We start from the raw sequence: 12,434 nt of genomic DNA on the forward strand, positions 1-12,434 counted from the left end.
GTAGAGGTGTTTATGAATATTTGGACCAAATTAGCAATGTTTTCTTTTTTTGAAACGGATCGCTTGTATTTGCGTCCTTTCTTTTTTAGTGATAATCAGGACTTCCACGAGGTAGCTTCAAATCCAGAAAATCTTCAATTTATTTTCCCAACGCAGGCAAGTCTGGAAGAAAGTCAGTATGCACTTGCCAATTACTTTATGAAGTCCCCTTTGGGAGTGTGGGCAATTTGTGACCAGAAAAATCAACAAATGATTGGTTCTATTAAATTTGAGAAGTTAGATGAAATCAAAAAAGAAGCTGAGCTTGGCTATTTTTTGAGAAAAGATGCTTGGTCGCAAGGATTTATGACAGAGGTTGTTAGAAAAATTTGTCAGCTTTCTTTTGAAGAATTTGATTTAAAACAATTATCTATTATTACCCATCTCGAAAATGAAGCAAGTCAACGGGTTGCCCTTAAGTCTGGATTTCGATTGATTCGTCAGTTTAAAGGAAGTGATCGTTACACAAGAAAAATGCGGGATTATCTTGAATTTCGGTATGTAAAAGGAGAGTTCAATGAGTAAGCATCAGGAAATTCTAAGCTATTTGGAGGAATTACCAGTAGGTAAAAGAGTCAGTGTTCGTAGTATTTCCAATCATCTAGGAGTTAGTGATGGAACAGCCTATCGGGCTATTAAAGAAGCTGAAAACCGTGGAATTGTGGAGACCCGTCCTAGAAGTGGAACAATTCGTGTTAAATCCCAGAAAGTTGCTATAGAGAGATTAGCGTTTGCTGAAATTGCAGAGGTGACTTCTTCTGAGGTTCTGGCTGGGAAAGAAGGTTTAGAGAGAGAATTTAGTAAGTTCTCTATCGGTGCCATGACTGAACAAAACATCCTATCCTACCTTCATGATGGGGGACTCTTGATTGTCGGAGACCGGACCCGTATCCAATTACTAGCGCTGGAAAATGAAAATGCCGTTTTGGTTACAGGTGGTTTTCATGTTCATGATGATGTGCTTAAACTGGCAAATCAAAAAGGGATTCCTGTTCTAAGAAGCAAGCATGACACTTTCACTGTTGCGACTATGATCAATAAAGCCTTGTCAAATGTCCGAATCAAGACTGATATTTTGACAGTTGAGAAGCTTTATCGTCCAAGTCATGAGTATGGTTTTCTGAGAGAGACAGACACCGTTAAAGATTATTTGTACTTGGTACGCAAGAATCGTAGCAGTCGTTTTCCTGTTATCAATCAACATCAGGTTGTTGTTGGCATTGTAACCATGAGAGATGCTGGTGATAAGTCACCAAGTACCACAATTGACAAGGTCATGTCTCGTAGTTTATTTTTAGTTGGATTATCGACAAATATTGCCAATGTGAGTCAACGGATGATTGCTGAAGACTTTGAAATGGTACCGGTTGTTCGGAATAATCAAACCTTGCTTGGAGTTGTGACACGACGAGATGTCATGGAGAAGATGAGTCGTTCCCAAGTTTCTGCTCTACCAACTTTTTCTGAGCAGATTGGTCAAAAACTCGCTTATCACCATGATGAAGTCGTCATTACAGTGGAACCCTTTATGCTTGAGAAAAACGGTGTTTTGGCTAATGGTGTATTAGCGGAGATACTGACTCACATGACCCAAGATTTAGTTGTGAATAGTGGTCGCAATCTCATTATCGAGCAGATGCTCATCTACTTTTTGCAGGCTGTTCAGATAGATGATACACTGCGCATTCAAGCACGCATTATCCACCATACTAGACGGTCAGCTATTATTGATTACGATATTTATCATGGTCATCAGATTGTTTCAAAAGCAAATGTAACCGTTAAAATTAATTAGAAACTAGGAGAAAAAATGATAACATTAAAATCAGCTCGTGAAATCGAAGCTATGGATAAGGCCGGTGATTTTTTAGCAAGTATCCATATTGGCTTGCGTGATTTGATTAAGCCTGGCGTAGATATGTGGGAAGTTGAAGAATACGTTCGCCGTCGTTGTAAGGAAGAAAATTTCCTTCCGCTTCAGATTGGAGTTGACGGTGCCATGATGGACTATCCTTATGCTACCTGTTGCTCTCTTAATGATGAAGTAGCTCATGCTTTCCCTCGTCACTATATCTTGAAAGATGGTGATTTGCTCAAGGTTGACATGGTTTTGGGAGGTCCAATTGCTAAGTCTGATTTGAATGTCTCAAAATTAAACTTCAACAATGTTGAGCAAATGAAGAAATACACTCAGAGCTATTCTGGTGGTTTAGCAGACTCTTGTTGGGCTTATGCTGTAGGTACACCGTCCGAAGAAGTGAAAAACTTGATGGATGTAACTAAAGAAGCAATGTATAAGGGGATTGAGCAAGCTGTTATTGGGAACCGTATTGGTGATATTGGTGCAGCCATTCAAGAATACGCTGAAAGTCGTGGTTACGGTGTAGTGCGTGATTTGGTTGGTCATGGTGTTGGCCCAACCATGCACGAAGAACCAATGGTTCCTAACTATGGTATTGCTGGTCGTGGACTTCGTCTCCGTGAAGGAATGGTCTTGACTATTGAACCAATGATTAATACAGGTGACTGGGAAATCGATACAGATATGAAAACCGGTTGGGCGCATAAGACCATTGACGGTGGATTGTCATGTCAGTATGAACACCAATTTGTCATTACGAAAGATGGACCTGTTATCTTGACTAGCCAAGGTGAAGAAGGGACTTATTAATAAAAATTGAAAAGACTACTGGAAGTTTATTTTGATAAAAAATCCAGTAGATCTTTTCATAATAAAACGCATTGTATCAAGTGTTAGGGGCTGATATCATGCGTTTTTCTGACTTTAAGATTTTTTCCAACTCTGTTTGTAACCACATCATAACAGAGGGTCTAGGATTCAGGGCTCTCCTCCTATATACTATTAGTAAAGCAAAACTAGGGGAGAATATTTTAGTGTCGCAATCTATTGTTCCTGTAGAGGTTTTACGATATCGTTGTTTTGGTTTTAAAAAGAGAAATGGAATTCTGTTTAACGTTCGTATTGCCAATCTTAAATTTACCTTTTTTATATTGATGTATTGAGCTAGTTCATGAAAAAATTAAGTGAAAAAGTCGAGTGTTTTAGAAACCTACAGTGTAGTATTCTAGTTTCAATCCGCTATATTTTGCTACTCCCCGTAAAGTTTCTATTTTCCCTGATTTCTGATATAATAGAAATATTGACTTCAAGAGTAAGGAAGAGAAGATGAACGCATTATTAAATGGAATGAATGACCGTCAGGCTGAGGCGGTGCAAACGACAGAAGGTCCCTTGTTGATTATGGCGGGGGCTGGCTCTGGAAAGACCCGAGTTTTGACCCACCGTATCGCTTATTTAATCGATGAAAAGCTGGTCAATCCTTGGAATATCTTGGCTATTACCTTCACTAACAAGGCTGCGCGTGAGATGAAAGAGCGTGCTTATAGCCTTAATCCAGCTACTCAGGACTGTCTGATTGCGACCTTTCACTCCATGTGTGTGCGTATTCTGCGTCGCGATGCGGACCATATTGGTTACAATCGCAATTTTACTATTGTAGATCCAGGGGAGCAGAGAACTCTCATGAAACGCATTCTCAAGCAGTTGAACTTGGATCCTAAAAAATGGAATGAACGAACTATTTTGGGAACCATTTCCAATGCTAAGAATGATCTGATTGATGATGTAGCTTATGCTGCCCAAGCTGGCGATATGTATACGCAAATCGTGTCCCAGTGTTATACAGCTTATCAGAAAGAACTGCGTCAGTCGGAGTCGGTTGACTTTGATGATTTGATTATGCTGACCCTGCGTCTCTTTGATCAAAATCCTGATGTCTTGACCTACTATCAGCAGAAGTTTCAGTACATCCATGTTGATGAGTACCAAGATACCAACCACGCTCAGTATCAATTGGTCAAACTCTTGGCTTCACGCTTTAAAAATATCTGTGTGGTTGGGGATGCGGATCAGTCCATCTACGGTTGGCGTGGTGCTGATATGCAGAATATTTTGGATTTCGAGAAAGATTATCCCCAAGCCAAGGTTGTTTTGTTAGAAGAAAATTATCGCTCTACGAAGACTATTCTTCAAGCGGCCAACGAGGTCATTAAAAACAACAAAAACCGCCGTCCTAAGAATCTCTGGACCCAAAATGCTGATGGGGAACAAATCGTTTACTATCGTGCCAATGATGAACTAGATGAGGCTGTATTTGTAGCCAAAACCATCGATGAACTTGGTCGGAGTCAAAACTTCCTTCACAAGGATTTTGCAGTTCTCTATCGGACTAATGCGCAGTCCCGTACTATTGAGGAAGCCCTGCTCAAGTCAAACATTCCTTATACCATGGTTGGTGGAACCAAGTTCTACAGCCGTAAGGAAATCCGCGATATTATCGCTTATCTTAATCTTATTGCTAATTTGAGTGACAATATCAGTTTTGAGCGTATTATCAACGAACCAAAACGTGGAATTGGGCCAGGTACTGTTGAGAAAATTCGTGACTTTGCAAATATGCAAAACATGTCTATGCTAGATGCTTCAGCCAATATCATGTTGTCTGGTATCAAGGGTAAAGTAGCCCAATCTATCTGGGATTTTGCCAATATGATTCTGGATTTGCGGGAGCAACTGGACCAGTTAAGCATTACTGAGTTGGTTGAGGCCGTCCTAGAAAAAACAGGTTACGTCGATATTCTAAATGCTCAAGCGACTTTAGAAAGCAAGGCTCGGGTTGAAAATATTGAAGAGTTCCTTTCTGTGACGAAAAACTTTGATGACACCTCTGATGGGCCAGAAGAAGAAACTGGTTTGGATAAACTAAGTCGTTTCTTAAATGACTTGGCCTTGATTGCGGACACAGATTCAGGTAGTCAGGAGACATCAGAAGTGACCTTGATGACCCTGCATGCTGCCAAAGGTCTCGAGTTTCCAGTTGTCTTTTTGATTGGGATGGAAGAAAATGTCTTTCCACTTAGTCGTGCGGCTGAAGATCCAGATGAATTAGAAGAAGAGCGCCGTCTAGCCTATGTAGGTATCACGCGTGCAGAGAAAATCCTCTATCTAACAAATGCCAACTCGCGCCTGCTTTTTGGTCGTACCAACTACAACCGTCCCACTCGTTTTATTAACGAAATCAGCTCGGACTTACTTGAGTATCAAGGTCTGGCTCGTCCAGCAAATACAAGCTTTAAGGCATCTTATAGCAGTGGTGGGGTTGCCTTCGGTCAAGGTATGAGTCTTGCCCAGGCTCTTCAAGACCGTAAACGCAGTGCTGCCCCAAAATCTATCCAGTCAAGCGGTCTCCCATTTGGTCAATTTACAGCTGGAGCAAAATCAGCTTCTAGCGAGGCAAATTGGTCCATTGGTGACATTGCCCTCCACAAGAAGTGGGGAGAGGGAACTGTTGTGGAAGTTTCAGGTAGCGGTGCTACGCAGGAATTGAAAATCAATTTCCCAGAAGTAGGTTTGAAAAAACTTTTGGCTAGTGTGGCCCCAATTGAGAAAAAAATCTAATTTTTCATCCTTCTCACGAATAATAAAGTGAGGAGGATTTTTATGTACAGTATTTCATTCCAAGAAGATTCACTATTACCAAGAGAAAGACTGGCCAAGGAAGGAGTTGAAGCGCTCAGTAATCAAGAGTTGCTAGCTATTTTACTCAGGACAGGAACACGTCAAGCTAGCGTTTTTGAAATTGCCCAGAAAGTCTTGAGCAATCTTTCAAGCCTAACGGATTTGAAAAAAATGACCCTGCAGGAATTGCAGAGTCTGTCTGGTATCGGCCGTGTTAAGGCCATAGAATTACAAGCTATGATTGAACTGGGCCATCGTATTCACAAACACGAGACTCTTGAGATGGAAAGTATTCTCAGCAGTCAAAAGTTGGCCAAGAAGATGCAACAGGAATTGGGGGACAAAAAACAAGAGCACCTGGTGGCGCTCTATCTCAATACTCAAAATCAAATCATTCATCAACAGACCATTTTTATCGGTTCTGCAACTCGTAGTATCGCTGAGCCGCGAGAGATTCTTCACTATGCTATCAAGCATATGGCGACTTCACTCATCTTGGTCCACAATCACCCTTCGGGAGCGGTAGCGCCTAGCCGAAATGATGATCATGTCACTAAAATTGTTAAAGAAGCCTGCGACCTGATGGGGATTGTCCTCTTGGACCATTTGATTGTCTCACAATCTAGTTACTTTAGTTACCGTGAAAAGACAGATTTAATCTAAAGTTCATTAACAACATAGTCAAAGAGGTTTTTATCTTTGGGGCGATTTTCAAATAGAAATTCTGGGTGCCATTGGACACCGAGAAAGGCAACATCATCCGTACTCATGACAGCTTCAATAATACCATCTTTAGGATCATGAGCCGCAATCTTTAAATTTGGTGCTAAATCCTTGATACTCTGGTGATGGAAGGAGTTGATATGGGAGATTTCTCCATAGATTTCTCGGAGAACAGTATCAGGTTCTGTCACCAAGCGTTGAGTTGTGTACTCGGCAGAACAATTCTGCCAATGATCTTCGATATCTTGGTACAGAGTTCCGCCCATGGCAACGTTAAAAAGCTGAGTCCCACGACAGACGGAGAAAATAGGCTTTTTCTGTTTGATAGCTTCCTTGATGAGGGCTAGTTCGAATATATCTCTTTGAAGGTGGTAGTCATCGCTATCAATGGTTTTTGGTTCACCATAGAATTTTGGATCAACATTTTGCCCACCTGTCAAGATGAGCTTGTCAATCATACTGATATAGTGGCAGGCCATTTCTTGATCACCAATCGGTAGGATGATGGGAATCCCTCCAGCGTCTTTAACGCCTTCCACAAAGCCTTTTGCTGCGTAGCTCATCATGATGTCATCATCTGGATGAGTTTTTTCGTTTCCTGTTATCCCAATAACTGGTTTTTTCATAAAATGATTTTCGCTTTCTAATCCTCTTTTCGCATGAAGTAGAGGAGGGTTTGGAGTTCACTTGTCAAATCGACATACTGAACGACCACATCTTTTGGTAAATGCAGATGGACTGGTGAAAAACTAAGAATTCCTTTCACACCAGCATCTACCAAGAGATTAGCAACCTCTTGTGACTTAACACTGGGAACGGTCAGGATAGCAGTCTTGACATCGGCATCCTTGATTTTATCCTTGATTTGAGAAATTCCGTAAATGGGAATCCCGTCAGGAGTTTGGGTACCGACTTCAGGATGGTCATCCAGGTCAAATGCCATGATAATCTTCATCTTGTTACGCTCATGAAAGCGGTAGTGGAGAAGGGCATGGCCCATATTTCCAATACCAACCAGCATGACATTGGTAATAGAGTTATCATTGAGCAAATCGGCAAAAAATGTCATCAGTTTTTTGACATCATAGCCAAAACCACGACGACCAAGTTCACCAAAATAGGAAAAATCACGACGTACGGTCGCTGAATCAATACCGATAGCCTCTGCAATTTGTTTAGAGTTGGCACGTTCAATCTTTTCTGCATGAAATCTCTTAAAAATTCGATAGTAGAGAGAGAGTCTTTTCGCTGTAGCTTTTGGAATAGCAAACTGTTTATCTTTCACAAAATCACAACCTTTCTATTCTTCTATTTTATAGAAACATTGTGAAAAAATCAACAAAAACAAGAAAAAACTAAGAAAAATCTTAGTTTTGATGTAAAAAATCTGTATGTGATAGAAAACGGTAGAGGTCTCCGACCAGACCCTGATAAATTTTCTGGCTATTAAAAGTCAGAGAAGTTACATAAAGTGTATCTGGCAGGGTCACACATCCTGACAAAGCCAGCATGAGAGCTTCATAATCCTCATACTTGAGTGTACGCTCTACATGATAGCTGTCCTTATAGGTCAATTCAAACATATGGGACCTATCTTTCTGATTTTGTAAAGACACCACGTTCTACCAAGCTATCCATGAGGAAGTAGAATTTTTCCTGATGAATGTGGTGGTCTTCTGATTTGAAAATATCAACTAGACGAAGACCAAACTTGTCAGTGATATTGATTTTAGCCCCTGTAAGTTCCTTGTTAATGATGATTTTGAGTTGGAAGCCTTCACCGCTGTTTGGCACTTTTTCCAAAAGGCGAGTCAATTCATAGTTACCAACCTTAGTCTCAAAAAAGGTGTTATCTTTGAGGGTGAATTTTTTAACAGAAGGGCTAAGAGTGTAGTCGTAACGACAATTTTTTAACTGAATGGTTTTTTCAAATGCCATATGGCTAACCTCCGATAATTTCTTTTAAGGTTTTTGCGAGGGTTTGTAGGTCTTCAACAGTATTTTGTGGCGACAAACTGATACGAACGGATTCCTTCAAGCGTTCTGAATTTGCCCCGTACATGGCTTCAAGAACATGGCTGGATTGGACAATGCCTGCCGTACAGGCTGAGCCAGTAGAGATAGAAATTCCAGCCAAATCTAGCCGAAGGAGTAAAAGGTCATTTTTCTGATCAGGAAATCCAATATTGAGAACATAAGGGAGATGATGTTGTCCTCTATTCACGTAATACTGAATTCCTTCTAGCTCTGCAAGAAAGGCAGTTTCTAGATTTTGTACATGTTGGAAATGTTCTTCCTGTTTTTCTAGGTCTTCTTTTAGGGCTGCAACCATACCCACGATGGCAGCTAGATTTTCAGTTCCGGCTCGTTTTTTCTGTTCTTGGTCTCCGCCATGAAGATAGGAATCAAAATCCATGCTAGATGCGTAGAGAAAACCGATTCCCTTAGGACCATGGAACTTGTGGGCAGAAGCAGTGAGAAAATCAATGCCCAATTCTTCTGGGTGTATAGGGATTTTACCAATAGCCTGAACTGCATCGACATGATAGGCGGCTGGGTGTTGCTTGAGTATTTGGCCAATTTCAGCAATGGGCAGTAGGTTTCCAGTCTCATTATTGGCAAACATGGTAGAAACCAAAATCGTATCGTCACGTAAGGCCTCTTGAATTTGCTGGGCGGTGATTTCTTGATTTTCTGGCTGGATAATGGTTGCTTCAAACCCAAAGTGTTGAACCAAGTAATCAATTGTTTCAAGGACAGCATGGTGCTCAATAGCAGTTGTGATAATATGTTTTCCTTGTTCTTGGTGACGAAGGCAGTAACCAATGATAGCAGTATTGTTGCCTTCTGTCCCACCAGAAGTGAAAAAGATATGTTGAGGTTTTGTCCCCAGTAACTGAGCTAGCTCCTGACGGGCTTCTCGCAATAGTTTGCCAGCTTGACGACCATGAGCATGAATACTAGAAGGATTTCCATAGGTTTCTTGCATAACCTCGGTCATAGCTGAAATAGCAACTGCTGACATAGGAGTCGTTGCAGCATTGTCCAAATAAATCAAAGAATCACCTTATTTCTTTTTGTTGTAGGCAAAGAGTGGGCTGACTGGTTTTCTTTCGTGGATACGGACGATAGCATCACCAATTAACTCACTAGCAGTGATGTAGCATACGTTTTTAGGAGTTTTTTCTTTTGTTGCTACTGAATCAGTCACAAGAATTTCTTTAATATTAGTATTGTCAAGAAGTTCAGCAGCTCCTTCGACGAAGAGGCCGTGGCTAGAAACAGCATAAATTTCTGTAGCTCCTTCACGTTCAACGATTTTAGCAGCTTCAGAGAAGGTACGTCCTGTATTTAAAATATCATCAATCAAGATAGCTTTCTTACCTTCAACATCACCAATGATATAACCTTCGTTGCGAGTTGCATCGTCTTGAGGATAGTCGATAATGGCGATAGGAGCGTCAAGATATTCAGCCAAGCTACGCGCACGTTTGACACCTGAATTTTTAGGGCTAACGACAACAACATCTGAACCGAGTAGTCCCTTATCGCAGTAATGTTTTGCAAATAGGGGGACAGTGAAAAGATTATCCACTGGAATATCAAAGAAACCTTGAACCTGAACGGCATGCAAATCAAGAGTCAGGATACGATCAACCCCAGCCTTAACCAGCATATTGGCAACTAGTTTTGCTGTAAGTGGCTCACGAGGACAAGCAATGCGGTCTTGACGTGCATAGCCAAAATATGGAAGGACAACGTTGATACTGTGGGCACTTGCACGCACACAAGCGTCGACCATGATCAACAATTCCATTAGGTGGTTGTTGACAGGGAAACTTGTTGATTGGATGATGTAAACATCATAACCACGGACACTTTCTTCGATATTCACTTGGATTTCTCCGTCTGAAAATTGACGTGACGATAGTTTTCCAAGTGGGACACCAACAGCTTCAGCAATTTTCTGTGCAATCTCTTGGTTAGAGTTGAGTGCGAAAAGTTTCATGTTTTTTCTATCTGACATTATAGACCGTCCTCTGTAAACTTTTTAAATCCTAGTGATATTTATCTTACATATATGAACTAGAACCTGTGTATTTTTATCTTTTCTATTTTACCAAAAAATGGAGATTATTTCAGCTATTTTTCATGCTTTTGACAAATCGAACCAATTTTGAAGGAGCTTTTTGATAGGAAATCTGATTTTCCTCTAAAAATTGCTGGAAATCCTGTTTGCCTTGCTCATGATTTTCCACTTCAAGCTCTAATTCATAATCTGTCATATCAAAGTACTGACTTTCATCCAGTGCCATGAGGCCAATAGCTGTTTGCATTTCATAGCGAAGCGTTGTTAGACAACCAAGAACCTGCCATTCACTAGTTTGGATACCATGTTTCGCCAATTCATCCAATACTATCCCTTGAGGAAATTCTTTCTTGCTCAGATAGTTTTCAGCATCTTTTAGTTGCAATTTTTGGTTGTATTCCATGTTTCCAACACTCTGCGGGACTTTGAGTGTCAATTCTGCCCAGTCTTCAAAAGTTCGAATGCGCATAGCAACTTTCTTTTCTCGCAGCTCAAAATCAGGTGTGTCGATGTAGTAATTTTTTTGAAGAACAGGAGTGACACCTGTGAACTGGTCTTTTAGACGATCATACTCATCTTTTTTCAATAGTGTTTTCAATTCAATTTCTAAATGTTTCATTTTTCTTACCTTTTCTTTATCGTTGAAAGCGGATTATGGTATAAACTGCTCACGTCTTCCTAGTCCCTTGAAATCAGTGGGTTTTCAGTAGGTCAACTAAAAGTGAATACGAGATTGAATACGGCATGACTTTTAGCTGGAGCGGATGAAATCCATGAGTTGATCGACGACTTCAAAACGTTGATTATCATTGATGTGGGTATACATATCAAGGGTGGCTTGGACATTGTTATGACCTAATCTGTCTGAAATGATTTTGGCTGTAACACCTGCTTCAAATAGGAGAGAAGCGTGTGTGTGCCTGAAACCGTGAGGAGTGATTTTTTTGACATCTTTATGTTCACAAAAGAATCTTCTAAGTCTCTCTTTAACAGCTGAAGGAGAAATCCATCCTCCGCCATTGTTCGTAAAAATATAATTCGAATCATGTTTATAAGGCACACCAGCCTGGAAATATTCTTTTATTTGTTGACGTTTCCAGAGTTTTAATACATTCAGAGTCTCATCATCTAAGGTGATAACCCTCTTACTCCTTTTGGTTTTAGGATCCTGAACAGTTTGCTTGTCACCAATTACGACAGCCGTACGAGAAATATCCAATCGTTTATTTTCAAAATCAACATCTGACCAGATGAGTCCGATAGCTTCTCCAGTCCTCAAACCAGTAAAAGCTAGTAAGTGATAAAAGGTATACTCTACAGGCTTACAATCTACTCTGCAAACTTTAAGAAACTCCGTTAGCTCCTGTTTTGTATAGTAGTTTTCTTTGGTCTTCAATGGCCTGTTTTTAGGCTTGATAATCTTATCTAATGGATTTGACTTAATGATGTCAATAGAAGTGGCATACTTGAAAATACGGCTGATTACAGAGTAGTAATTAGCATAGAGGATATAGCGATTACTTAACTGGATAGCAACCTTTTGACAATAAGCTACACTAATCTGCTGGATTTTCATATCTGTAAAATACAAGTCAATCATAACATCAAGTTTTTTCTTAACGTTCTGATAGGTTGTTGGTTTTACAGTGCTCTTATAGCTATCAAGCCACAAATCAGCAACTTCAGCGAAAGTAGGGTTCTGAAAATCTTCATTGCTTGAAAAACCATTTTCTTCAACGTCTAAGAGAAGGTCACGTTCGGCAACCTTTGCCTCTTTAATGGTTTTAAAACCACGGCGTGTTGTTCGTTTTTCTTTTCCAGTTGCAGGGTCTATGCCCAGATATGTTTGAAAGAGATATCTAGTCTCTCCTTTTTTTGTGATGTATTTTTTTATCATAAAAAGTCCTTTCTTTTCGATTGCTTGCCCGCATAGTTGAAAAGGTGTAGAACTTATGATAAACTATAGTTGTATTTTTTATCATCCTTTCCATTGCTTGCTTGATGGAAAGTTAAATCCTCACACTCAAAGTTTGACGATGGAGA

General features: G+C 40.2%; 13 protein-coding genes. 5 read left to right on the top strand and 8 right to left on the bottom strand.

What is annotated here, in order from left to right:
• Positions 1 to 12: 12 nt before the first annotated feature.
• The 5 genes from HT669_RS02495 to radC all read left to right on the top strand — a co-directional run bounded on the left by HT669_RS02495 (position 13) and on the right by radC (position 6,241).
• Positions 13 to 564, top strand: coding sequence for a GNAT family N-acetyltransferase (locus HT669_RS02495; RefSeq protein ID WP_001028719.1), 552 nt, complete (start codon positions 13 to 15; stop codon positions 562 to 564).
• Positions 557 to 1,834, top strand: coding sequence for a CBS-HotDog domain-containing transcription factor SpxR (gene spxR / locus HT669_RS02500; RefSeq protein ID WP_000033819.1), 1,278 nt, complete (start codon positions 557 to 559; stop codon positions 1,832 to 1,834). Before HT669_RS02495 ends, spxR begins: the two co-directional genes overlap by 8 nt.
• A gap of 15 nt (positions 1,835 to 1,849) precedes the next feature.
• Positions 1,850 to 2,710 carry a methionyl aminopeptidase gene (locus HT669_RS02505; RefSeq protein ID WP_000631540.1) on the top strand — a complete coding sequence of 287 codons (861 nt, stop codon included), beginning with the start codon at positions 1,850 to 1,852 and terminating at the stop codon, positions 2,708 to 2,710.
• Positions 2,711 to 3,226: 516 nt separating this feature from the next.
• Positions 3,227 to 5,518 (top strand): DNA helicase PcrA, encoded by a 2,292-nt coding sequence (gene pcrA, locus HT669_RS02510; RefSeq protein WP_050222845.1) that lies wholly within the window; start codon positions 3,227 to 3,229, stop codon positions 5,516 to 5,518.
• 42 nt (positions 5,519 to 5,560) lie between these two features.
• Entirely contained in the window at positions 5,561 to 6,241 is a 681-nt protein-coding gene (radC, locus tag HT669_RS02515) for a DNA repair protein RadC (protein WP_000286927.1), read from the top strand.
• Here the strand turns inward: radC and HT669_RS02520 are convergent.
• The 8 genes from HT669_RS02520 to HT669_RS02555 form a co-directional block, all read right to left on the bottom strand.
• Entirely contained in the window at positions 6,238 to 6,927 is a 690-nt protein-coding gene (locus HT669_RS02520; RefSeq protein WP_000743339.1) for a gamma-glutamyl-gamma-aminobutyrate hydrolase family protein, read from the bottom strand. The genes radC and HT669_RS02520 overlap by 4 nt on opposite strands.
• A gap of 17 nt (positions 6,928 to 6,944) precedes the next feature.
• A complete protein-coding gene (locus HT669_RS02525; RefSeq protein WP_000653403.1) occupies positions 6,945 to 7,586 on the bottom strand; it encodes a redox-sensing transcriptional repressor Rex in 642 nt (213 codons plus the stop codon).
• Between the two features lie 82 nt (positions 7,587 to 7,668).
• Entirely contained in the window at positions 7,669 to 7,884 is a 216-nt protein-coding gene (locus tag HT669_RS02530; RefSeq protein WP_000462493.1) for a DUF4649 family protein, read from the bottom strand.
• 7 nt (positions 7,885 to 7,891) lie between these two features.
• Positions 7,892 to 8,239, bottom strand: coding sequence for a DUF1831 domain-containing protein (locus HT669_RS02535; RefSeq protein WP_000863540.1), 348 nt, complete (start codon positions 8,237 to 8,239; stop codon positions 7,892 to 7,894).
• Positions 8,240 to 8,243: 4 nt separating this feature from the next.
• Positions 8,244 to 9,359, bottom strand: a complete 1,116-nt coding sequence (locus HT669_RS02540; RefSeq protein WP_050222844.1) for a cysteine desulfurase family protein — start codon at positions 9,357 to 9,359, stop codon at positions 8,244 to 8,246.
• A gap of 9 nt (positions 9,360 to 9,368) precedes the next feature.
• The gene (locus HT669_RS02545) at positions 9,369 to 10,328 is read right to left on the bottom strand and encodes a ribose-phosphate diphosphokinase (protein ID WP_001283810.1); all 960 of its coding nucleotides are present in this window, start codon (positions 10,326 to 10,328) and stop codon (positions 9,369 to 9,371) included.
• A 112-nt stretch (positions 10,329 to 10,440) separates the two neighbouring features.
• Complete coding sequence (locus tag HT669_RS02550) at positions 10,441 to 11,010, bottom strand: CYTH domain-containing protein (protein ID WP_000681273.1); 570 nt, start codon at positions 11,008 to 11,010, stop codon at positions 10,441 to 10,443.
• Between the two features lie 132 nt (positions 11,011 to 11,142).
• A complete protein-coding gene (locus tag HT669_RS02555) occupies positions 11,143 to 12,288 on the bottom strand; it encodes a site-specific integrase (protein WP_050222843.1) in 1,146 nt (381 codons plus the stop codon).
• Positions 12,289 to 12,434 lie beyond the last annotated feature (146 nt).

The sequence above is a fragment of the Streptococcus sp. 2100 genome, from assembly GCF_013276335.1.
Lineage (GTDB): Bacteria > Bacillota > Bacilli > Lactobacillales > Streptococcaceae > Streptococcus > Streptococcus pseudopneumoniae.